We start from the raw sequence: 20,674 nt of genomic DNA on the forward strand, positions 1-20,674 counted from the left end.
GTCACTTCGGTGCGTCGGCCGCCCGGGCCGCGGGGGAGCTCGCCAGGTACGCCACGGCCTGGTCGGTGTTGCCGGTCTCCGTCGGGTGGTACGAGCGCCGGAAATACGGCCGGATCTCCCGCAGCAGCTCGCGCGGCGCGGGCACCACGCCCTTCTTCGCGGCCTTCAGGTAAGCACGCCAGGACGCTCGACCCGGCCGCGTCGGGTCGTTGCGCATCAAGAACTTGGTGCCCCGCACGAAAACCCACGCCAGCGCCGGCGTCACCACAGCCATGCTGCGCACGCGACGCGAGTAGCGGCCGTCGAGGTGGCAGAACAGGTCGTAGGCCACGGACCGGTGCTCGACTTCCTCCGCGCCGTGCCAGCGCAGCAGGTCGAGCATCGTCGGGTCGGAGCCCGCGGCGTCGAGCGCCTTCGCGTCGAGCACCCACTGGCCGAGGAACGCGGTGTAGTGCTCGATCGCGGCGATCAGCGCGAGCCGTTCGACGAGCCATTCCTCGCCGGCGCCCGGACGATCGCCCAGCAGCCGGCGGAACAGCCACTCCATCTGCGCCACGTACGGCCGCACGTGCAGGCCCGCGGCTTCGAGGTGCTCCGCGGCGCCGTCGTGGGCCTCGGCGTGCATGGCCTCCTGGCCGATGAAGCCGAGGACGTCCTCCTTGAGCCGCTCGTCGCGGATCAGCGGCACGGCCTGCTTGAAGACCTCGACGAACCAGCGTTCGCCTTCGGGCAGGGCGATGTGCAGCACGTTGATGCTGTGCGTGGCCTGCGGTTCGCCGGGGATCCAATGCATTGGCAGCGCGGCCCAGTCGAACTTGACGTCGCGCGCGTGCAGCACGATCTGTTCGTGCTCGAGGGGATTCGCCGGGTTCATGAGGGCCTCCCGGACAGCTCGTAGTCGCTCGGCTCCACCCGGCGCGTCTCGAGCCAGTACTTCCACGTGAAGCCGGGCCAGATCGTGCGGTTCACGCCGTTGGTGTCGAGGTACCAGCTCGTGCAGCCGCCCTGCGTCCACACGCCTTTCACCAGCTTGTCCTGGATCTCGGCCTGGAACTGGTCCTGCACAGACGGGCGCACGTCGAGCGCGGCCGCGCCGTGGGCGTCGGCGAGCTTGATCGCGTCGACGACGTAGCGCGACTGAGACTCGATCATGAACACCACGGAGTTGTGGCCCAGCGCGGTGTTCGGGCCCAGCAGGAAGAACAGGTTCGGGAACCCGGCGACGGTGATGCCCTTGTGCGTGCGGATCCCGTCCGTGGCCCAGGTTTTCGCGAGGCCGCGGCCCTCGACGCCCGTGATGTCGAGGTACTCCAACGCATCCGTGACGTGGAAGCCGGTGCCGTAGATGATCGCGTCGACCTCGTGCTCGACACCGGCTTCGTCGACCACGCTGTTCGCGCGGACCTCGCGGACGCCTTCGGTGACCACGTCGACGCCTCCGCGGTTCAGGGCCGGGTAATAGTCGTTGGAGATGAGCACGCGCTTGCAGCCCATCGTGTAGTCCGGCGTCACCTTGCGGCGCAGCTTCGCGTCGCTGATGCCCTTCGCGATGTGGCGGCGCGAGATGGATTCGGCCGCGTGCATGAGCTTCGGATGCCCGTTGAAGCCGATGGCGCGCGCTTCGAGCAGCCAGTACAACGCGTTGCGGTACAGGCGTTGCGTGCCCGGCACGTAGCGGAACAGCTGCTTCGCCCAGCCGGGCATCGCGTGGTCCGGCTTCGGCATGATCCACGGCGGCGTGCGCTGGAACAGCGTCAGCTCGGCCACTTCCGGCGCGATCTGCGGCACGAACTGAATCGCGCTCGCTCCCGTGCCGACCACCGCGACCTTCTTACCGCGCAGGTCGAACTCGTGGTTCCACTGCGCCGAGTGCCACGTCTGGCCCGTGAACTTCTCGATGCCCGGCAGCTTCGGGATCGACGGGATGTGCAGCCCGCCGACGCCGGAAACCAGGAACTGCGCGGAGAACTCGTCGCCGCTCTTGGTCTCGACGCTCCAGCGGCGCTCGGCCGCGTCCCAGTGGGCCCCGGTGATCTCCACGCCGAACCGGATCCGCTCGCGCAGCCGGTACTTGTCCGCGACGCCCTTGAGGTAGCCGAAGATCTCCGGCTGCGGCGAGAACGACCGCGACCAGTCGGGGTTCTGCTCGTAGGAGAACGAGTACATGTGCGACTGGACGTCGCAGGCGCACCCGGGGTACGAGTTGTCCCGCCAGGTGCCGCCCACTTCGTCGGCCTTCTCGAGGATCACGTAGTCCCGGATGCCGGCCTTTTCGAGCTGGATCGCCTGCCCGAGCCCGGAAAACCCGGTGCCCACGATCACGACCTTGAACCGCTCGGTCATCTGTCGGCCTCCGCTGCGCTGGGGGTCTGCCACAGATGACGTTACCTCAAGTAACAGTTACTTGAAAGTACCTGCTACCCGTCAGTACGTTCCGCCGAGCTTCGTGTGATCCCACGAGACGACCTTCGTCGGGTGGAAGATCAAGCCGATGCGCTTCGGGGCCTGGCGGCCGATGAACTCGCTGAGCTCGGCGGGCACGGGGTCCCCCGGCTTGGCGCCCGCGTAGCGCTGCATGAGGGTGATGCCCATGCGGGTGACCTCGTCGGTGTCCTCGATGATCTGCACGTCGGACTCGAGCGAGACGCCGCGCAGCTTCTCGTAGGAATCGCCGCTCTCGACGAGCACGGTGGCCTCCGGCATGCGGCGCAGGTTCTTCGCCTTCTGCGAGCTGCCGTACGTCCACGTCGCGACGCCGTCCTCGTACGGGAAGTACCACAGCGGCGCCAGGTGGGGCCGGTTGTTCGGCCCGACCGTGGCGACGTTGATGACCTTCTGCTCGTCGAGGTAGGCCCGGATCTCCTCGGGCGTCATGCGGATCTGGTCGCGACGGGACATGCGCGCTCCTATTCGGCTGTGGTCTGTTCGGGTCGGGTCGCAGCCCGGCCGCCGTGGCCGGTCACCGCCGACTCGTACGCGCCGCGCTGCTCGATGTCGTCGAGCGCGGCCTTGTCCGCCGCCGGCACGCGGGCCCGCGCGCCGAGCTCGACGATTGGCGGCAGGAACGCGCGCAGCAGCTTGAGGCCGCCGACCCAGCGTGGCACGTGGATCGTCCGCGCGCGCTTGAGGATGCCCGCCTCGAGGTCGTCGAGCGCCACGTCGAGCGGGTACGTCTTCCCGATCAGCCCCGGCATCGACGCCCGCAGCTTCCCGAACACCGGGTGCGCGTCAGCGCTTTCGACCAGGTCCGTGCGGATCCACGTGGGGTGCGCGACGCCGACCTTCACCCCGAGGTGCGCGACTTCGGCACGCAGGCTGTTGGAGAACGCCTCGACGCCCGCCTTCGCCGCCGCGTAGTTCGCCATGCCGGGCGCGTGCGTGATCGCGGCCAGCGAGGAGATCGCCAGCAGGTAGCCGCGCCGCTCGATCACGTGCGGCAGCGTCACGCGGAACGTGCGCCACACGCCGAGCAGATCGACCTCGATGACCTTCTCGAACGCCTTGGGGTCCACGCTTCGCACGAAGCCGGCCGTGGCGATCCCCGCGTTGGCGATGACGATGTCGATGCCGCCGAAATGCTCCACCACGCCCTGGGTGGCCGCTTCGAGGTCGTCCCAGCTGGTCACGTCGGCTTCCCACGCCTTGGCGTTCGACCCGATCTTCTCGGCAACCTTCGCCTGCTCGTCCGCCTCCAGGCCGACCAGCGCGACCTTGGCGCCGCGCGCGGCCAGCCGCTCCGCCAGCCCGGCCCCGATGCCCCGCGCGGCCCCGGTGATCAGCACGACCTTGCCGTCCACGTTCTTGACCACTGGTGCCCTCCTTGGCGTGCGTTTCCGCTTGCGAAGGGGACGGTACCGCAACCTACCCGGGGTAAGCTACTTCTCGGTAGGTTGCGGTCGGTGGCAGGCTTCGAGCATGGATGGTGCTCGTGTGGGGGATCTCGACCAGCCGTTTCTCGACGCCGCGGCGGTCTGTTCGACGCTGTTGCGGCTCGATGTTGTGCGCGAGCGCTGGGCCGAACCCAGCGCGTTGCCGGAGCTGTCGGTGGGCGCGCTGGCCTGCCACCTCGCCCGCCAGGTGACGCGCGCGGCCGAGCTGCTCGCGGCCCCGTCGACCCTGCCGGTGCTCGCCGCGGTCGACGAGCACTACGCGCGGGCCGCCTGGGTCACGTCGACGTCGCTCGCCGATCAAGCCAACGACCGCACCACCGACGACGCCGAGGCCGCCCTGGGCTTCGGCTGGATGCTCTCGCGGTACGACGCCGACCTCACCGTGGTCGCGCGGCTCTTGCGCGGCGAGGCGACGGAGCGGGCCGACATTCCGTGGCAGGGCTGGTCGTTGCGCCGCGACGACTTCCTGCACACCCGCCTGCTGGAGCTCGTCGTCCACTGCGCCGACCTCGCCGCGAGCGTCGACCGGCCGCCGCCGGACTTCCCCGACACGGCCTTCACGCCGGTACTCACGTTGCTGTCCCGGCTCGCCGTCCGCAGGCACGGCCAGGGCGCCGTCGTCAGCACCCTGACCCGCCGCGAACGGGCGCGGAACATCAGCGCGTTCTAGACCGACGCCTTGTTCAGCGCCTCGACCTCGTCACCCGTCAGCTCCAGCGCCACCGACGCCACGAGATCCGTCAGCTGCTCCGGCGTGCGCGCGCTCGCGATGGGCGCGGCGACCGTCGGCTGCACCCGCAGCCAGGCCAGCGCCACCGAGGCGACGGACGCGCCGTGTGCCGAGGCGATCGAGTCCAGCGCCGCCAGCACGCGCTCGCCGCGGTCGTCGAGGTACGCGATGGCCCGCGGGGCGCGCGGGGAGTCGCCGGGCTCGTCGGCCGAGCGGTACTTGCCCGTGAGGAAACCCTTGGCCAGAGCGAAATACGGCAACGTCGAAAGCCCCTCGCGCGAGACCGTCGGCGCGAGGTCGGTCTCGTAGTCCCGCTCCACCAGGTTGTAGTGCGGCTGCAGGGCCACGTACCGCGCGTAGCCTTCACGGTCCGAAATGGATAGTGCCTCGGTCAGCCGCTCCGCCGAGTAGTTCGACGCCGCGATGTAGCGGACCTTGCCCGCGCGCGCGAGGGAGTCGAAGGCCGACAGCGTCTCTTCGAGCGGCGTGTCCTGGTCGTCCTTGTGTGCGTAGTAAAGGTCGATGTGGTCGGTTTGCAGGCGCCGCAACGAATCCTCGGCCGCGGCCGTGATGTTGGCCGCCGACAGCCCCTTGCGCTGCTCCCACGCGCCGACCTTCGTGGCGACCACGATGTCGTCGCGGCGCCCGCGCTTGGTCAGCCAGTTGCCGATGATCGTCTCCGAACCACCGCCACCGCCGTACACGTCCGCGGTGTCGAGGAAGTTGCCGCCGGCTGAAGCGTAGGCGTCGAGGACCGCGTGGGAAGTCTCTTCGTCCGCGGTGAAATTGAAGACGTTGCAGCCGAGGTTGAGGCCGTACACGTCGAGGTCCGAGTTGCCGAGCTTGGTCATGCCACGAAACTAGCCTTCAGGCCCGGAAGAATCCGCCGGGCATCGGGTGTTGGGAAGGTTTATGGCTATCGAACTGGGCAGGGTCGGCATTTGGCGTAGTGCCACGCAGACGAACGGCGAGTTCGCGGCGGAGGTGGAGAGGCTCGGCTACGGCGCGGTGTGGCTGGGCGGTTCGCCCGGCGGCGACCTGGCGATCGTCGAAGAGCTGCTCGACGCGACCGACCATCTCGCCGTCGCGACCGGCATCGTCAACATCTGGGCGGACACGCCCGCGTCCATCGCGAAGGCGTTCCACCGCATCGAGGCGAAGCACCCGGGCCGCTTCCTCCTCGGCGTCGGCGCGGGCCACCCGGAGGCGACGCAGGAGTACAAGAAGCCCTACGCCGCCCTCGTTGAATATCTCGACGGCCTCGACGCGGCGGGCGTCCCCCAGGCGTCCCGCGCGCTGGCCGCACTGGGCCCGAAGGTGCTCAAGCTGGCGGGCGACCGCACGGCCGGCGCGCACCCGTACCTGACGATCCCGGAGCACACGCGCTCCGCCCGCGAGATCCTCGGCGCGGGTCCGCTGCTCGCCCCCGAGCACAAGGTGGTGTTCGACACGGACCCGAAGCGCGCGCGGGCGCTCGGCCGCAAGACCGTGCAGTTCTACCTGCAGCTGTCCAACTACACGGCCAACCTGCGCAAGCTCGGGTTCACGGAGGAAGACCTCGCCGGCGAGGGCAGCGACCGCCTCGTCGACGCCCTGGTCCTGCACGGCGACGCCCCGGCCATCGCGGCGGGCGTGCGCGCGCACCTCGACGCCGGTGCTGACCACGTGAACGTCCAGGTCCTGAACGAAGACCCGTTCCCGGCATACCGGGCGCTGGCGGCCGAGTTGTTCTGAATCGTTCCACGTGAGGATGTCCATAGGCGTCCCTAATGAGGTGGACCGGCCCACGCGGCCGGTCCACCTCGTACGATGCGGCTGAGAAGCCAGTCAGTTCCGAGGAGGAAACGATGCCCATCGCCACCCCCGACGTCTACGCGGAGATGCTCGACCGGGCCAAGGCGAACGAGTTCGCCTACCCGGCCATCAACGTGACCTCGTCGGAGACCGTGAACGCCGCGATCCGCGGGTTCGCCGAGGCGGAGAGCGACGGGATCATCCAGTTCTCCACCGGCGGCGCGGAGTTCGCGTCCGGGCAGAAGGTGAAGGACATGGTCACCGGCGCGACCGCGCTGGCCGAGTTCGCACAGGTCGTGGCGGCGAAGTACGACGTCAACGTCGCGCTCCACACGGACCACTGCCCGAAGGACAAGCTCGACGGCTTCGTCCGCCCGCTGATCGAGATCTCGGCCGAGCGCGTGAAGAACGGCCAGAACCCGCTCTTCCAGTCCCACATGTGGGACGGCTCCGCGATCGACCTCGACGAGAACCTGCAGATCGCGCAGGAGCTGCTCGCCAAGACGGCCGCCGCGAAGATCATCCTCGAGGTCGAGATCGGTGTCGTCGGCGGCGAGGAAGACGGCGTCGCGCACGACATCAACGAGAAGCTCTACACCGCCGAAGGCGACTTCCTGAAGACCATCGACGCCCTCGGTTCCGGCGAGAACGGTCGCTACCTGCTGGCCGCGACCTTCGGCAACGTCCACGGCGTCTACAAGCCGGGCAACGTCAAGCTCCGCCCCGACGTGCTGAAGGGCGGCCAGGAAGCGGCCGCCAAGAAGCTCGGCCTCGACGCGGGCGCCAAGCCGTTCGAACTCGTCTTCCACGGCGGCTCCGGCTCCCTCCCCGAGGAGATCCGCGAGGCGGTGACCTACGGCGTCGTCAAGATGAACGTCGACACCGACACCCAGTACTCGTTCACGCGCCCGATCGTCGACCACTTCTTCAAGAACTACGACGGCGTGCTGAAGATCGACGGCGAGGTGGGCAACAAGAAGTTCTACGACCCGCGCTCGTACCTGAAGGCCGCCGAGGGCGGTATGGCGGCCCGTGTGGTCGAGGCTTGCCAGGCGCTGGGCTCGGCGGGGACGAAGGTCAAGTAAGACCTGTTCGGCTGAGGTTGGTAACACGTGAAACGGCCCTTCCCCCGGGCGTCTCGGGGGAAGGGCCGTTTCTTGCTCTGACTAGGCGACCAGGTTCTCGGGGGTCACCTTCCGCCGCGCGGTCCAGCGGCGCGTGACCGGCCCGGCGCCCGCCCACAGGACGAACACACCGACCAAAGCCACCGCCACCGTCCAGTACGCCACCGGCGGCGCCGACTCGGTGTGCGCGTCACCCAGGAACCACACCCGGAACTGCGACTGCACCCACAGCGCCCCGTACCCGAACGCCGTCACCAGCAGCGCCCCGATCGCGGCCGTCGCGACGCGATGACCCGCGCCGATCGCGAACGCCAGATCCACCGCCAACCCGACGGCCAGCAGGTAGAACGGCACCGTCGACACCGGAAAACCCAGCCCCAGCAGCAACGGCCACATCACGCACCGATAAGCCACATAAGCACCGGCCACGGCCAGCCCCGCCCAGCGGAACCGCAGTGTGTGGCGGGCGAGGGCGAGGATGAGCGCGGTGACGGCGATGCCCCACAGCGGGTAGACCCATTCCGGGATGGGCATCGTGAAGTGCAAGATCGCCGTCCGGTCCACCGGATGCCCGATCTGGTTCGCGGCAAAGCTCAGCAGTGAAGGCTCCGCCTCCGGCGCCCCGCGCTCCCACGCGCGCAGGCCGAGGATGCCGTACTCCTGCTGGCCGTTGGGGAAAAATGTGTTCTCCAGGAAGAACGCCCACAGCGCCAGCAGCACACCCGTTCGGAAGCGCCCCGGCGGCGCGAGGCGCACCCAGCCGAGCAGGACGCCGGCCTGCATGATGCCCGTGCCGAGGTACAGCATCATGTGCGACGGGCTCCACGCGGTGAGGTCGAGGCCGTTCACGCGGTGGTTGATCACGTCCAGCGGCGCCGCGACGAGGAACACCACGAGACCCGTCTGCATCAGCCGCAGCGACGGTTTGTCGCAGCCCAGGCCCGTGTAGCTGTGGATCGCGACGAGCACGATGATGATCACCGTGCCGACGGTGTTGATCAGGTGCGGGGGCGCCAGGTCGTCGCGCAGCCACATGAAGTGCCACGACATGTCCCACGACGAGCCCACCAGCTTGAACCCGAACGCCGCCAGCCACATCCCGTAGCAGAACCGCAGCACCCACGTGGGCGTCGGCCGGCCTGCCGCGCCGCGGTGCCAGTGCCGCTGGAAGAACAGCCGGGTCTTCCCGACCGGGCTCCGCGGGATCACGTCTACCTGCGTCATGGCGGTCATCATTCCCGGCGCGCGGGCAGCGGTGGTGCGGAAGGTGCCAAACTGCTCGAAAACCAGGGTTCACCCCTACGGGTGGCGGATTTGCCTCGACGGTCTTTTTCACGGCAGGGTGTCGCGCCATGATGCCGAAACGAGTTGTCGCCGCAGTCGTCGTCGCCGCCCTCGTGCTGGCCGGCGGAGGCGTGCTGACGAGCCTGTTCCTCTGAGTCCGCGCGGGCGTAGGCAGAATGTCGGTATGACGCACAACCTGCTTGGCCCCGAGCCGACGTTGCTGCCCGAGCACACCGCCGCCCAGGCCGCCCTGGACGCGGGCACCGACCCGTCGGCCGTCGCCGCCGAACACCCTGAATTCAGCGCCGCGTGGGCCGCCCTCGCCGAGAACGCCCTCTCGGACGGCGAGACCGTCGCGGCCTACGCCTACGCCCGCACGGGCTACCACCGCGGCCTCGACCAGCTCCGCCGCGCCGGCTGGAAGGGCTTCGGCCCGGTGCCGTGGTCGCACCGCCCCAACCAGGGCTTCCTGCGCGCGTTGGCCGCCCTTGGCATCGCCGCGGGGCGCATCGGCGAGACCGACGAGTACGACCGCGTGAAGACCTTCCTCAACGAGTCCGACCCGGCCGCGGGTGAGGCGACGGGGCTGAAGTGACGGTTTCGGCCTGACACTGCTGCTGCGGAGGGCTCTGTCATTGCTTCGCCATTGCGCGCGGAGCCCTTCGCTGCATGTTCTCGAGTGCGGGCCCGAGTGTCGACTTTTGAAAGGAACGCATAATCAACAGCGTTCTTGCGGAGAAGACAAACGGTCGAGGTAAGCCGCTGCTGCTCTATTGCCGCCCATCGCGATCGGAATGGTGCGTTCCGCTCCGCGGGCTTCTCTAGGGTGGGCGCGTGCGTCGTGTCCTCGTCCTCGGCCCCTCCGGCAGCGGCAAATCCACCCTCGCTCGCCGCCTGGGCGCGGCGCTGCACGTACCCGTCACCCACCTGGACCAGCTGTATTGGCGCCCCGGCTGGGTGCCGGCGCCGCCTGAGGACTTCCGCGCCGCGCAGGCCGCCGCCGTCGCCGCGGACGGCTGGATCATCGAGGGCAACTACAGCTCCAGTTTCGACCTACGCCTGCCGCTGGCCGACACCGTCGTGTTCCTCGACGTCGGCCGGACGACGAGCCTGCGCCGCGTCTTGCTGCGCCACCTGCGCGAACGCGGCCGCGACACCCAGGCTCCCGGCTGCGTCTCGAAGCTCGACCTCGAGTTCGTCAGGTGGATCTGGAACTGGCCACGTACTCACCGCAGCCGCCTGTTGGCGTCGGTGGCCACGGACGCTCCGCTGGCGCGCCACCACCTGCTGCGCACCCACGCGGACGTCGCGGCTTTCCTGCTCTCGGTCTAGCCGTCTCGCGGCTCGGGAGAAAACCGGACACCTCGTTCGTTGAGAAGGTATGGCTGTCGCGTTCCTGCTCTACGTCATCGCCGAGGTCGCCGCGATCTGGGCCGTGGGCTCCCTGGTGGGCGTCCTCGGCACGATCGCGCTGCTCATCGCGGGCGCCTTCGTCGGCTCCTGGCTCGCCCGCCGCGAGGGCGCCAAGGCGATGCGCGCCTTCGTCACCAAGGCCCAATCCGGCCGCCCCGCCGACAAAGAACTGACCGACGGCATGCTCATCGCCGTGGGCGGCATCCTGATCATGGTGCCTGGGTTTGTCAGTGACCTGCTGGGGCTGTTCGTCCTGCTGCCGCCGTCACGCGCGCTCGTGCGCCGGTGGTGGCTGCGCCGGGCTGAGAAGCGCGCGATTCGGTACGCGAACACCCGCCGCGGCCCGGTGATGGTGGTGGACAGCGAGGTCGTCGCCGAAGACCCGCGCCCGACCACCCACCCGATCATCGAGGGGCGCGTCGTCGAAGGTTAAGACTCCTTGCGCGACTCTCGGTGGTGCGCGAGAAACTTCTCTTCGATGTGATGATCATCGTGCTCGTGGAGTTTCAACGCGGGCTTATTGTTCAGCACAGCCGGCTTGCCGTTGAGCAGAAGTGATCGATCCGGCTGCACGATCAGTGCACCGGAGTCGAACAGCACATGGCAGTTAGGGCAAAGGCACAGCAAGTTTCCGACGACGTCAGGCCCGCGATGCAACCCGCCCAACGCCTGGATGTGCGCGCCCTGCGAGTAACCCTGGTCTCCCGTGACAACTAGCTTGAGCCCACACATCTGACAGGTGTGGTCATACAAGGACTTGACTCGTTCGGCGACTGGGGTCGACCGCACGATGCGCTGCACCTTGCTGGAGCGGCGTCCTGGTTCGAGATTGCCAATGGGCAGGTCGTGGTGATGTTTCTCGCCGGAAACTTCGACCTCAATAGGTGCGAAGGTAGCGTCGACAGTGTGGTCGATCTTCACCATCTCGAACCGGCAGACCTTGAAACTCCCGTTCTTGGGATAGACCAGCATCGACTCTTCGACCCTGTAGAGGCCGTCGTAGCGGTACGCCTTACCGGCCTTCCGGACAACCCGAACAGCCATCCCCTGGATCCTGCTGGTTTCAAGAGCTGCATTGCCGGACGAAGAGAAGCTCTGGTGAGCGATCTGCTTTCGAGTTGCTGGGTCTCGGCCCCCGTGGCCCGTGTACAGCAACCATGATCCCCGATCGACGTCGTCGGGATAACCACCCGACACCACGATGGACTCGGCGCCAGTCTCCCCGGTGCCCACGATGCCGGCCTGCAGTGCCCGATGTACACCAGCATCGTAGGTTGCCCTGCGGTTGGCGAAAGTGTCCTTCTCGTCAACTCCAGCGATCTCACCGAACATGCTGATCACTCTAGGACGCCCCACAGACAAAATCTGCAACTTGCCAATCGCCGTGGCTAGTTGCCTGTGCTCGGCTTCGGGATGTCGAAGTAGCTCGAGAACCGCACCGCCGGCGCGTACTCGCCCTTGACCTTCACGCGGCCCGTCACGAACATCGCCGCGGGGGCGGAGGTGCCGGTGGCCATGCGGATGAAGTCGTCCACCGAGAGGGTGAGGGTGGTGTCCGGGGTGCGGGACAGGTCGGTGCTCGAGACGCACGCGCCGGATTCGATGACGGTTTGGAAGCGGTCGTAGCCGTCGTCGCCGGTGCCGCCGGAAAAGCGCCAGGAAACGACGAAGTCGACGTGGCGGGCGCGGTCGGCGCGGAAATGCTCGGACATTCTGCGGAAAATCTCGTCGAGGAAGGCCGCGCGCAACTCGGGGTGGTCGGCCAGGGCCTTGAGTTGGTCGCGGGAGGCGCGGTGGACGACGTCGACCAGGGCCTGGGTGGTCAGGCTGCTCAGTTCGATGCCGGCGCCCGCGTTTCCGAGCATGTGCAAGGTTTCCAGGACCTGCACGAACTGCGCGGGCGTGAGCTTGCCGAAGTCCAGCTTGCGGGCGAAGCCGTTGACCGCGTGCCCCTCGGAGGCGGTGGAACGGGAGCGCGAGAATCGGGGCACGGAAACGGAGTCTAACGGCTCAGGCGGGCTTCGGGAGGTCGAAATAGCCGATCAAGCCGGCCGCGAATGCGAGGTCGCCTTTCACCTTGATTTTGCCCGTCACGAACAACACGGCGGGCGTTGCCTGGTGCGTGATGAGGCGAAAGAAGTCGACTGGCGACAGGGTGATGGTGACGCGGGGGCGGGCGCCCTCGACGGTCCGCGAGACCGTGCACGCGCCGCCGGAGATGGTCGTCGCGTAGCGGTCGTAGCCGCCGGCGCCGGTGCCGCCGGAGAGGCGCCAGTGGATGACGGCGTCGAGCGCGCGGGCGCGGTCCACGCGGATGTGCGCGCCCATGCGGGCGAAGATCTCGTCGAGCACGCGTTCGCGCAGGGGGCGGGAGGCGACGACGGCCTCCAGCTGCGCTCGGGACGCGCGCGAGACGAGCGTGGCGAAGCGGGTCGGGTCGACCTTGGCCAGGGAGAACGCCGGGGCGCCTTCCGACAGGCGGATGAGTGACGAGAGCAGACGGCGGAAGTCGTCGCGGCCGAGTTCGCGGGGGTCGATGGCGTCGGCGACGGTGTTGACGTCGAGGCCGTCGAGCGCGACGCGGTCGAGGGCGTCGAGCAGGGCGGCGCCGCGCAAGCCGGCCGCGTCAGAACCGTCGGCCATCCCAAGCCCCTTCCGTGATCTTCCGGCAAAGGCTACCCATGAGTAGGTAAGCGGGCAAGCACGCGCCGACCACGGCGGCAGGTACCGTCTCCTGCTGGCGAGAGGGAGGTCGGAGAGTGCCCGACGAAGATCAGCGCCCGCCCGAGCGGGCCCGGCGGCTGCCGCGCGCGGTGCGTGAGCGGCAGATCCTGGACGCCGCCGTGCGCGTGTTCTCCCGCCACGGCTACCACGCGGCCTCGATGGACGAGATCTCCGACGTCGCCGGCGTCTCGAAGCCGATGATCTACACCTACCTCGGCTCGAAGGAAGACCTCTTCGGCAAGAGCATCCAACGCGAGGCAACGCGCCTGCTCGAGGCCATCCAGGCGGGCGTCCAGCCGGATCTTCCGCCCGACATGCAGCTTTGGCACGGGCTGCGGTCGTTCTACCGCTTCGTCGCCGAGTACCGCGAGTCGTGGACGGTGCTGCACCGCCAGGCGCTGACGGTCGGCGGGACGTTCGCCGCCGAGATCACGGCGATGCGCGGGCGGGCGATCGAGTTGGTCGCCGCGTTGGTGGTGTCGGCGGGGACGCGGAAGGGCCTCGGGGAGCAGGCCGAGTTCTCGGGCGCCGGCTTGGCCGCCGCGCTGGTCGGTGCCGCCGAGTCGTTGGCCGACTGGGCGCTGGACCACCCCGAGATCTCCGACGGCGTGCTGGCGTCGTGGCTGATGAATCTCGTGTGGCTGGGGTTCAACGACCTCGTCGAAGGTCAGGTCTGGAAACCGCTGCCCGACATGGACTCAGAGGGCTGAGATCACGCCGTCCAGGTGCGGCTTCGGCTTGCGCGCCTGCCATAGCTCGAACGCCCAGCCCTCGTCCGTCGGCCAAGCGGTGAAGGCCGCGCGGGCCGGCAGCAGCACGGGCTGCTTGAAGCGGACGTCCACTGTGTACGCGTCGGGCAGGCGGCCCTCGAAGGACGCCAGGGCGTGGGCCTTCGTCCACATGCCGTGGGCGATGGCGCGGGGGAAGCCGAACAGGCGCGCGGTCAGCGGGTGCAGGTGGATGGGGTTGCGGTCGCCCGAGACCTCGGCGTAGCGGCGGCCGATGTCGCCCGGGACGGTCCACAGGGCGGTCGGCGTCGGGGGGACCAAAGCAGCGCGCGGCCGTGAGGAACCCGAGGAACTCGAGCGGCGCAGATAAGTCGACACCTCCGACCACACCAGCTCCGTGCCCGCCCACAGCTCGCTCACCATGTCGAACTGCCGGCCCTTCTCGTGCGGCCGCAGGTTCTCCGCCCGCACCCGCGTGGAGAACGTCTCGCCCAGGGACAGCGGGCGCCTCGAAGTGATCGAGTTCGCCACGTGCACCAGGCCGAGCAGCGGGAACGGGAACCCGGGCTCCGTCATCAGCCCCATCTGCAGCCCGAACACCAGCATGTGCGGATAAGTCGCGGGCAGTACATCCGAATACCGAAACCCGCACACCTCCGCGTACGCAGCGACGTGCGCAGGGGAGACCGTGACCGACGGCCGCACCAGCTCCGTCTCCGGCAGTGTCGAACCGCGGCCGCGGCGCAGCAGGGCCTTCGGGTACAGCGTCGCCAGGCTGGGCGCGCTGGTCAGCTCGCGAACGGACATCGTCACGCCCCCAGCAGGGCCTGGCCGCACACGCGGACCACGTTGCCGTTGACCGCGGCCGACGCCGGGCTGGCGTACCACGCGATGGTCTCGGCGACGTCGACCGGCAGGCCGCCCTGGCCGAGGCTCGACAGGCGCCGCCCGGCTTCGCGGATGAACAGCGGGACGGCGGCGGTCATCTTGGTCTCGATGAAGCCCGGCGCGACGGCGTTGATCGTGCCGCCGTACTCCGCGAGCTGGGGCGCGCCGACGTTGACCATGCCGATCACACCCGCCTTCGACGTCGCGTAGTTCGTCTGGCCGACGTTGCCGGCGATGCCCGCGATGGACGAAACGCCGATGATACGGCCGTTTTCGCGCAGGACCTTGTCGGCGAGCAGCTTGTCGTTCACCGCGAGCTGCGCGGCGAGGTTCACGGTGAGCACGGCGTCCCAGCCGCCCTCGGTCATGTTGCCGAGAGTCTTGTCGCGCGTGATGCCGGCGTTGTGCACGACGACGTCGACGCCGCCGTGGCGCGTCGTGAGGTACTCGGCGAGCTTGGCCGGCGCGTCCGCTGCCGTGATGTCCAGCTGCAGCGCGGATCCGCTGATGCGATTGGCCACTGTGGACAGATCAGCGCCCTGCGCCGGGATGTCCAGGGCGACGACGTGAGCACCGTCGCGGGCGAGCGTCTCCGCGATGGCCTCGCCGATTCCGCGCGACGCGCCGGTGACCAGCGCGACCTTGCCCGCCAACGGCTTTTCCCAGTTCGCCGGGGCCGCGGCGGAAGTGCCGTGCGTGCCGACGCGGATCACCTGCGCGTCGACGAAGGCCGACTTCGCCGACAGCAGGAACCGCACCGTCGACTCGGCCGCGGCTTCGGCGCCTTCGGCCACGTACACGAGCTGCGCCGTCGCGCCGCGCTTCAGCTCCTTGCCGACGGAGCGCACGAAGCCCTCCAGCGCCCGTTGCGCGATCCGCTCGCGGCCCTCGACCAGCTCCGGCGGCGTGCCGAACACGACGACTCGGCCCGACGCCCCGACCTTGCGGATCACCGGGTGGAAGAAGCGGTAGACCTCGCGCAGGTCGGAGGGGTCCGTGATGCCGGTGGCGTCGAAGACTAGGGCGGCGTGGCGTTCGGCCGGGACTTCGAGAACCTCGATGCCGGCTTCGGAAACCTGACTCTTCAGGGTCTTTTCGAGCCGTCCGCCCGGCGCGGCGCCGAGGAGTGCGGGACCCTCGAGTGCGGGCTGGCCGGCGCGGTACCGGCGCAGCGTGGCGGGGTTGGGCAGGCCGAGCTTCGGCACCACGAACTTCCCCACCGGGGTTTTCGTGAACTGCTGGTACCTGTCAGCCATCGAGCGCCTCCCGTGCCGTCTGCGTCACGTCGCAGTCTAACCTACTCGCTAGTAGGTTACAGTGTGAAAGGGACGACTCAGAGAGGTGGACGTCATGGCGACCAGGAAAACCGCCGCGGTCCGCAAGGTCGCGATCATCGGCGGCAACCGCATCCCCTTCGCACGGTCGAACGGCCCGTACGCGAAGGCGTCGAACCAGGACATGTTCACCGCCGCGCTCGACGGCCTCGTCAGCCGCTTCGCGCTGCAGAACGAGGTGATCGGCGAGGTCGCCGCGGGCGCGGTGCTCAAGCACTCCAAGGACTTCAACCTCGCGCGCGAGAGCGTGCTGGGCAGCCGGCTCTCGGCCGCGACGCCCGCGTCCGACGTCCAGATGGCGTGCGGCACGGGGTTGCAGGCCGTGATCAACGTGGCGCACAAGATCTCGCTGGGGGAGATCGACTCCGCCATCGCGGGTGGCGTGGACACGACGAGTGACGCTCCGCTGGCCGTGAACGCCGACCTGCGCAAGATCCTCGTGCAGCTCAACTCCGCGAAGACGCTGGGCGACCGGCTCAAGCTCCTCACGAAGCTTCGGCCGGGCCAGATCGTGCCCGAGATCCCGCGCAACGCCGAGCCGCGCACCGGTCTGTCGATGGGCGAGCACGCGGCGCTGACGGCGAAGGTCTGGGACGTCACGCGCGAGGCACAGGACGAGCTCGCCGCGGCCAGCCACCAGCACCTCGCCGCCGCGTACGACCGCGGGTTCTTCGACGACCTCGTGACGCCGTTCCTCAAGCTGGCCAAGGACCAGAACCTGCGGCCGGATTCGAGCGTCGAGAAGCTGGCCAAGCTCAAGCCCGTGTACGGCGGCGCCGACGGCACCATGACGGCCGGCAACTCGACGCCGCTCACCGACGGCGCGTCGACCGTGCTGCTCGCGACGGACGAGTGGGCGAAGGCGCACAACCTGCCAGTGCAGGCGTACCTGACGTTCTCGCAGACGGCTGCCGTCGACTACGTCCACGGCGCCGAGGGGCTGCTGATGGCGCCCGCGTACGCGGTACCGCGAATGCTGGAACGCGCGGGACTTTCCTTGCAGGACTTCGACTTCTACGAGATCCACGAGGCGTTCGCGTCGCAAGTGCTGGCCACATTGAAGGCGTGGGAGGACCCGGCGTTCGCCAAGGAGAAGCTGGGTCTCGACGCGCCGCTGGGCTCGATCGACCGGGCGAAGCTGAACGTCAACGGCTCGTCGCTCGCCGCCGGGCACCCATTCGCCGCGACGGGCGGACGGATCGTGGCGACGCTGGCGAAGCTGTTGCACGAGAAGGGATCCGGGCGTGGCCTGATCTCGATCTGCGCGGCCGGGGGCCAGGGCGTGACGGCGATTCTGGAGAAGTGAATCCGGACCCCTCGTGCGGGGCCCGGATCCGCTGTTCAGCTGAGCTGCTTTTCGGCCTTCTTACTCAGCTTTTCGGCCTGCTTGCCGGCCTTCTTCGCGGCGCGGCGGGCGCGCCAGCCGAGCGACGGCTTGCCCGCCGTGTCGCCCGCGGCGAGCAGCAGACCGCCGGCGATGCCCGCGTTCTTGAGGAACTGGACCTGCTGCGCCTGCCGCTCGGCGGGGTCCTTGATCTCCCAGAACCGGTGCGTGGCGGCCGTCGTCGGCACGAGCGTCCCCAGCAACGCGAGCGACGCCAGCCGCGGCGCCTTGCCCGCCGCGAGCGCGAGGCCGGCGCCGATCTTCACGGCGGCGTCGATGCGCACGAGCGTCGCGGGATCGCGCGGCACCTGCTCGGGGACGAGGCCCTCGACCTTGTCGAACGTCTCGGTGAGGAACGGCTCGATCGCCTTCGCGTGCCCTTGGGTGTCGCGGAGCATGCCGATACCGCCGTAGATGAACATCGACGCGAGCAGTGGACGGGCCACCCGGCGCAGTATCACGGTCGTCGCCTTTCCTGCGAGGTCTTCGGTGCTGGTCGAACCTACAACCGGGATTCCCCGTGGGCGGGTCGCCGAACCGCGCTAGCTTTACCTAGGTATTTATCGTCTTTTCACTAGATTTGCTTAGATGACTTTAGCGGCTCCTGGCAGCTCTGGTGCTTGACCTTGACGCGGCGTCAACTTCTACCGTTTACGGCATGGAGTGGTCGATCCAGGACATCGCCCGAGCAGCGGGCACGACCAGCCGGACACTGCGGCACTACCACGCCGTCGGGCTGCTCGCACCCAGCCGCATCGGCGGCAACGGCTACCGCTACTACGACTCGGCCGCCCTGGTGCGGCTCCAGCGGATCCTGCTGCTGCGCGAGCTCGGCCTGGGGCTGCCCGCGATCGCCTCCGTACTCGACGGCGAGCGCGACAGCGTTGTCGCCTTGTCGACGCATCTCTCGCTCCTGGAACAGGAGCGGGCGCGGATCGGGCGGCAGATCGACTCCGTGCGGACCACGTTGAGGAAATTGGAGGGAGGTGAACCACTCATGGCGGAGGAAGTTTTCGACGGCTTCGATCACACGGTGCACGAGGCCGAGGTGACGTCCCGTTGGGGCGCATCGGCTTATCGCACTGGTGACCAGTGGTGGCGGTCGTTGTCGGCTTCGGAGCGGGCGGCGCATCAGCGGGAGCAGAGCGAGATCGCGGCTGCTTTCGGGGCGGCGCGGGCTTCGGGGTTGTCGGTTGAGTCTGCCGGGGTTCAGGCCGTTGTCGGTCGGCTCCACGCTTGGTTGAGGCCGGCGGTGACGACGGTGTCTCGCGGATATTTCGTGGGATTGGGGCAGTTGTATGTCGATGATCCTCGGTATGGGGCCTACGACGCTGATTTTGGCCCCGGCACCGCGGAGTTCATCCGGGACGCGATGCGGATCTACGCGGAGCGGAACCTGGCGGAGTAGTGCGGCGTCGGAGTGAGCGCTGGGGGTGGGGATGGTCGGGGCTGCAGACCCGCCCATCCCTCTGGCTTGGGTTGTTTGATGTTGGCGGGTTGGGTGGGCGAGTGGTCCCGTCGTGCCTGGGGGCCCTGGCACGAACGGTCCACTCGCGCGGTGCCGTGCCCGCGAACGGTCCGCTCGCGCATGCGGCTCGGCACGAACGGTCCATTCGCGCACGCGGCATTGCACGAAACGTCCACTTGCGCACTCGACTTGGCGCGAGAGGTCCACTCGCGCATCGAGGCAGCGGCGAATGGTCCGTTCGTTCCGGCTGGGCACGAACGGTCCGTTCGCCCGCGCGGCTTGGTGCGAAAGGTCCGTTCGCACGGCGGCGCCGGTGTGGACGGTCCGTTCGCGTGGCGGGACCGGGGCGAAAGGTCCGTTCGCGCGCGCGGCTGAGTGTGGGAGGACCGTTCGCGCGGCGGCGTCGGCGCGAAGGGGCCGGTCGTACGGCCCGCGCGGGGTGAGGGGACCAGTCGTGAGGCCCACCAAGCCCGAGCGCGGCGATCGGCGACACGCGCTAGCGGGATATGGCGCAATATCGGACCCGCGCTAGATACCCCGATACGGTGGCAAAGTGGACCCCATCCGCAATCCGTTCGCGCCCGGCGCTGGGCAGCGGCCGCCTGAGTTGGCGGGGCGGGAGCGTGAGCTGGGGGCCTTCGAGGTGGTCCTGGAGCGCGTCGCGAGGGGGCGGCCGGAGCGGAGTCTGGTGTTGACCGGGCTGCGGGGGGTCGGGAAGACCGTGTTGCTCGGGGAGCTGCGGTCGATGGCCATTCGGCATGGGTGGGGCGCCGGGAAGATCGAGGCGCGGCCCGATGCGGAGCTCAGGAGGCCGTTGTCGGCTGCCCTGCACAGGGCGATTCGGGATCTGGCGGTCAAGCACAGGGCGCCGGATCGGGTTGAAGAGGTCCTGGGGGTGCTGAAGGCGTTCGCGTTGAAGGCGAACAAGGCCGATGCGAAGCTCAGGGACCGGTGGCAGCCGGGGATCGAGGCGCCGGCCGCGCAGGGGCGGGCCGATTCCGGGGACATCGAGATCGACCTGGTGGAGCTGTTCACCGACGTCGCTGAACTCGCCGCCGACGTCGGCACCGGGGTCGCGCTCCTCATCGACGAGATCCAGGACCTGCAGCCCGACGACGTCTCCGCTCTTTGCGCCGCATGCCACGAGTTGTCGCAGTCGGGGGCGCCGCTGGTGGTGGTCGGGGCCGGGCTGCCGCACGTGCCGGCCGTGCTGAGCGCTTCGAAGTCGTACTCGGAACGGCTGTTCCGCTACGCGCGCATCGATCGCCTCAGCCGCAAGGACGCCGACTTCGCCGTGATGGCGCCGATCGAACGCGAGGAAGCCGGCATCGAGCCCGAGGCGCTCGACGCACTGTTCGACGCGTCCGGCGGGTACCCCTACTTCATCCAGGCCTACGGCAAAGCGGCGTGGGACGCCGCACCCGCGGATCCGATCACGGTGAAGGACGTGCAGGTCGCGGCGCCCGAGGCGGAGTCCGAACTGGCCGTGGGGTTCTTCGGCTCGCGTTACGAGCGCGCGACGCCCGCCGAGCGCGAGTACCTGATCGCGATGGCCGAGCTGACGCAAGGCCGCGACGAGGCCGCCGGCACCGCCGACGTGGCCGTCTACCTGGGGCGCAAGCCCTCCTCGCTCTCGCCGGCGCGCGACAGCCTCATGAAGAAGGGCCTGGTCTACTCCGCCGAACGCGGGCAGATCGCCTTCACGGTGCCCCACTTCGGGCACTATCTGCTCGGCCGCGACTGACGGCTGTCTTCCCCTCGCTACCGCTCTATGACGCTGCCTAGTCATATCTAGCAAATTAGCTATACAGCCCAAGAAGACCCTAGCCCGTTACCTCTAAGTGACCCGCGACACGCGGTCTGTCCGGTGATCACCTGATCATTGCCGATGATTCATCGGCAAGTAAGCCACG

The 20,674-nt window shown here is 68.8% G+C and carries 22 protein-coding genes; 10 read left to right on the top strand and 12 right to left on the bottom strand.

Annotated elements, in window-relative coordinates; translation table 11 throughout:
* Position 1 precedes the first annotated feature (1 nt).
* The 4 genes from AB0H62_RS12415 to AB0H62_RS12430 form a co-directional block, all read right to left on the bottom strand.
* The gene (locus tag AB0H62_RS12415) at positions 2-874 is read right to left on the bottom strand and encodes a metal-dependent hydrolase (RefSeq protein ID WP_360585869.1); all 873 of its coding nucleotides are present in this window, start codon (positions 872-874) and stop codon (positions 2-4) included.
* Positions 871-2,343: an NAD(P)/FAD-dependent oxidoreductase gene (locus AB0H62_RS12420; RefSeq protein WP_360585871.1), complete on the bottom strand. Its 1,473-nt coding sequence runs from the start codon at positions 2,341-2,343 to the stop codon at positions 871-873. The genes AB0H62_RS12415 and AB0H62_RS12420 overlap by 4 nt, the downstream gene beginning before the upstream one ends.
* Before the next feature lie 81 nt (positions 2,344-2,424).
* Positions 2,425-2,898 carry a pyridoxamine 5'-phosphate oxidase family protein gene (locus AB0H62_RS12425; RefSeq protein ID WP_360585873.1) on the bottom strand — a complete coding sequence of 158 codons (474 nt, stop codon included), beginning with the start codon at positions 2,896-2,898 and terminating at the stop codon, positions 2,425-2,427.
* 8 nt (positions 2,899-2,906) lie between these two features.
* Positions 2,907-3,809 carry an SDR family oxidoreductase gene (locus AB0H62_RS12430; RefSeq protein WP_360585875.1) on the bottom strand — a complete coding sequence of 301 codons (903 nt, stop codon included), beginning with the start codon at positions 3,807-3,809 and terminating at the stop codon, positions 2,907-2,909.
* A 106-nt stretch (positions 3,810-3,915) separates the two neighbouring features.
* On the opposite strand from AB0H62_RS12430, the gene AB0H62_RS12435 reads away from it, so the two are divergent.
* Positions 3,916-4,560, top strand: a complete 645-nt coding sequence (locus AB0H62_RS12435; protein ID WP_360585877.1) for a maleylpyruvate isomerase N-terminal domain-containing protein — start codon at positions 3,916-3,918, stop codon at positions 4,558-4,560.
* Here AB0H62_RS12435 and AB0H62_RS12440 read toward each other — a convergent pair.
* Positions 4,557-5,471, bottom strand: coding sequence for an aldo/keto reductase (locus AB0H62_RS12440; RefSeq protein WP_360585879.1), 915 nt, complete (start codon positions 5,469-5,471; stop codon positions 4,557-4,559). The genes AB0H62_RS12435 and AB0H62_RS12440 overlap by 4 nt on opposite strands.
* Before the next feature lie 61 nt (positions 5,472-5,532).
* Here AB0H62_RS12440 and AB0H62_RS12445 point away from each other — a divergent pair, with 61 nt between their 5' ends.
* Together AB0H62_RS12445 and fbaA are read left to right on the top strand one after the other, a co-directional pair.
* Entirely contained in the window at positions 5,533-6,354 is an 822-nt protein-coding gene (locus AB0H62_RS12445; protein ID WP_220245286.1) for an LLM class F420-dependent oxidoreductase, read from the top strand.
* A 113-nt stretch (positions 6,355-6,467) separates the two neighbouring features.
* A complete protein-coding gene (gene fbaA / locus AB0H62_RS12450) occupies positions 6,468-7,499 on the top strand; it encodes a class II fructose-bisphosphate aldolase (protein WP_220245287.1) in 1,032 nt (343 codons plus the stop codon).
* Between the two features lie 81 nt (positions 7,500-7,580).
* On the opposite strand, the gene AB0H62_RS12455 is transcribed toward fbaA, so the two are convergent.
* Complete coding sequence (locus tag AB0H62_RS12455) at positions 7,581-8,774, bottom strand: hypothetical protein (RefSeq protein ID WP_220245288.1); 1,194 nt, start codon at positions 8,772-8,774, stop codon at positions 7,581-7,583.
* Between the two features lie 232 nt (positions 8,775-9,006).
* Here AB0H62_RS12455 and AB0H62_RS12460 point away from each other — a divergent pair, with 232 nt between their 5' ends.
* The 3 genes from AB0H62_RS12460 (at position 9,007) to AB0H62_RS12470 (ending at position 10,668) form a co-directional block, all read left to right on the top strand.
* Positions 9,007-9,417 (top strand): DUF3151 domain-containing protein, encoded by a 411-nt coding sequence (locus AB0H62_RS12460; protein ID WP_220245289.1) that lies wholly within the window; start codon positions 9,007-9,009, stop codon positions 9,415-9,417.
* Positions 9,418-9,656: 239 nt separating this feature from the next.
* Entirely contained in the window at positions 9,657-10,154 is a 498-nt protein-coding gene (locus tag AB0H62_RS12465) for a DNA topology modulation protein FlaR (RefSeq protein ID WP_360585882.1), read from the top strand.
* A gap of 49 nt (positions 10,155-10,203) precedes the next feature.
* The gene (locus AB0H62_RS12470) at positions 10,204-10,668 is read left to right on the top strand and encodes an FxsA family protein (RefSeq protein WP_354865406.1); all 465 of its coding nucleotides are present in this window, start codon (positions 10,204-10,206) and stop codon (positions 10,666-10,668) included.
* On the opposite strand, the gene AB0H62_RS12475 is transcribed toward AB0H62_RS12470, so the two are convergent.
* The 3 genes from AB0H62_RS12475 to AB0H62_RS12485 are packed head-to-tail and all read right to left on the bottom strand — an operon-like array spanning position 10,665 to position 12,878.
* Entirely contained in the window at positions 10,665-11,567 is a 903-nt protein-coding gene (locus tag AB0H62_RS12475) for a YDG/SRA domain-containing protein (RefSeq protein WP_360585884.1), read from the bottom strand. The genes AB0H62_RS12470 and AB0H62_RS12475 overlap by 4 nt on opposite strands.
* 56 nt (positions 11,568-11,623) lie before the next feature.
* Positions 11,624-12,226, bottom strand: coding sequence for an SCP2 sterol-binding domain-containing protein (locus AB0H62_RS12480; protein WP_360585886.1), 603 nt, complete (start codon positions 12,224-12,226; stop codon positions 11,624-11,626).
* A 19-nt stretch (positions 12,227-12,245) separates the two neighbouring features.
* Complete coding sequence (locus AB0H62_RS12485) at positions 12,246-12,878, bottom strand: SCP2 sterol-binding domain-containing protein (protein ID WP_360585888.1); 633 nt, start codon at positions 12,876-12,878, stop codon at positions 12,246-12,248.
* 116 nt (positions 12,879-12,994) lie between these two features.
* Here AB0H62_RS12485 and AB0H62_RS12490 point away from each other — a divergent pair, with 116 nt between their 5' ends.
* Positions 12,995-13,669, top strand: a complete 675-nt coding sequence (locus tag AB0H62_RS12490) for a TetR/AcrR family transcriptional regulator (protein ID WP_220245296.1) — start codon at positions 12,995-12,997, stop codon at positions 13,667-13,669.
* On the opposite strand, the gene AB0H62_RS12495 is transcribed toward AB0H62_RS12490, so the two are convergent.
* Both AB0H62_RS12495 and AB0H62_RS12500 read right to left on the bottom strand, forming a co-directional pair.
* Complete coding sequence (locus AB0H62_RS12495; RefSeq protein WP_360586017.1) at positions 13,658-14,494, bottom strand: MaoC/PaaZ C-terminal domain-containing protein; 837 nt, start codon at positions 14,492-14,494, stop codon at positions 13,658-13,660. The genes AB0H62_RS12490 and AB0H62_RS12495 overlap by 12 nt on opposite strands.
* 2 nt (positions 14,495-14,496) lie before the next feature.
* The gene (locus tag AB0H62_RS12500) at positions 14,497-15,831 is read right to left on the bottom strand and encodes a 3-oxoacyl-ACP reductase (RefSeq protein ID WP_360585891.1); all 1,335 of its coding nucleotides are present in this window, start codon (positions 15,829-15,831) and stop codon (positions 14,497-14,499) included.
* Positions 15,832-15,925: 94 nt separating this feature from the next.
* On the opposite strand from AB0H62_RS12500, the gene AB0H62_RS12505 reads away from it, so the two are divergent.
* Positions 15,926-17,215 carry an acetyl-CoA C-acetyltransferase gene (locus tag AB0H62_RS12505; RefSeq protein ID WP_220245298.1) on the top strand — a complete coding sequence of 430 codons (1,290 nt, stop codon included), beginning with the start codon at positions 15,926-15,928 and terminating at the stop codon, positions 17,213-17,215.
* 35 nt (positions 17,216-17,250) lie between these two features.
* On the opposite strand, the gene AB0H62_RS12510 is transcribed toward AB0H62_RS12505, so the two are convergent.
* Complete coding sequence (locus tag AB0H62_RS12510) at positions 17,251-17,754, bottom strand: DoxX family protein (RefSeq protein WP_360585893.1); 504 nt, start codon at positions 17,752-17,754, stop codon at positions 17,251-17,253.
* A gap of 197 nt (positions 17,755-17,951) precedes the next feature.
* Between AB0H62_RS12510 and AB0H62_RS12515 the strand changes: the two genes are divergently transcribed.
* Both AB0H62_RS12515 and AB0H62_RS12520 read left to right on the top strand, forming a co-directional pair.
* Positions 17,952-18,701 carry a MerR family transcriptional regulator gene (locus tag AB0H62_RS12515; protein WP_360586019.1) on the top strand — a complete coding sequence of 250 codons (750 nt, stop codon included), beginning with the start codon at positions 17,952-17,954 and terminating at the stop codon, positions 18,699-18,701.
* 613 nt (positions 18,702-19,314) lie between these two features.
* Positions 19,315-20,505 (top strand): ATP-binding protein, encoded by a 1,191-nt coding sequence (locus tag AB0H62_RS12520; protein WP_220245301.1) that lies wholly within the window; start codon positions 19,315-19,317, stop codon positions 20,503-20,505.
* The last annotated feature ends 169 nt before the right edge of the window (positions 20,506-20,674 follow it).

Source organism: Amycolatopsis sp. NPDC050768, assembly GCF_040654155.1.
Classification (GTDB): domain Bacteria; phylum Actinomycetota; class Actinomycetes; order Mycobacteriales; family Pseudonocardiaceae; genus Amycolatopsis.

Bases quoted from the DNA above. Each gene is read 5' to 3' on its own strand.
- AB0H62_RS12415 (WP_360585869.1), bottom strand. From the start codon at position 874: ATGAACCCGGCGAATCCCCTCGAGCACGAACAGATCGTGCTGCACGCG.
- AB0H62_RS12420 (WP_360585871.1), bottom strand. From the start codon at position 2,343: ATGACCGAGCGGTTCAAGGTCGTGATCGTGGGCACCGGGTTTTCCGGG.
- AB0H62_RS12425 (WP_360585873.1), bottom strand. From the start codon at position 2,898: ATGTCCCGTCGCGACCAGATCCGCATGACGCCCGAGGAGATCCGGGCC.
- AB0H62_RS12435 (WP_360585877.1), top strand. From the start codon at position 3,916: ATGGATGGTGCTCGTGTGGGGGATCTCGACCAGCCGTTTCTCGACGCC.
- AB0H62_RS12440 (WP_360585879.1), bottom strand. From the start codon at position 5,471: ATGACCAAGCTCGGCAACTCGGACCTCGACGTGTACGGCCTCAACCTC.
- AB0H62_RS12445 (WP_220245286.1), top strand. From the start codon at position 5,533: ATGGCTATCGAACTGGGCAGGGTCGGCATTTGGCGTAGTGCCACGCAG.
- fbaA (WP_220245287.1), top strand. From the start codon at position 6,468: ATGCCCATCGCCACCCCCGACGTCTACGCGGAGATGCTCGACCGGGCC.
- AB0H62_RS12455 (WP_220245288.1), bottom strand. From the start codon at position 8,774: ATGATGACCGCCATGACGCAGGTAGACGTGATCCCGCGGAGCCCGGTC.
- AB0H62_RS12460 (WP_220245289.1), top strand. From the start codon at position 9,007: ATGACGCACAACCTGCTTGGCCCCGAGCCGACGTTGCTGCCCGAGCAC.
- AB0H62_RS12470 (WP_354865406.1), top strand. From the start codon at position 10,204: ATGGCTGTCGCGTTCCTGCTCTACGTCATCGCCGAGGTCGCCGCGATC.
- AB0H62_RS12475 (WP_360585884.1), bottom strand. From the start codon at position 11,567: ATGTTCGGTGAGATCGCTGGAGTTGACGAGAAGGACACTTTCGCCAAC.
- AB0H62_RS12485 (WP_360585888.1), bottom strand. From the start codon at position 12,878: ATGGCCGACGGTTCTGACGCGGCCGGCTTGCGCGGCGCCGCCCTGCTC.
- AB0H62_RS12495 (WP_360586017.1), bottom strand. From the start codon at position 14,494: ATGTCCGTTCGCGAGCTGACCAGCGCGCCCAGCCTGGCGACGCTGTAC.
- AB0H62_RS12500 (WP_360585891.1), bottom strand. From the start codon at position 15,831: ATGGCTGACAGGTACCAGCAGTTCACGAAAACCCCGGTGGGGAAGTTC.
- AB0H62_RS12505 (WP_220245298.1), top strand. From the start codon at position 15,926: ATGGCGACCAGGAAAACCGCCGCGGTCCGCAAGGTCGCGATCATCGGC.
- AB0H62_RS12515 (WP_360586019.1), top strand. From the start codon at position 17,952: ATGGAGTGGTCGATCCAGGACATCGCCCGAGCAGCGGGCACGACCAGC.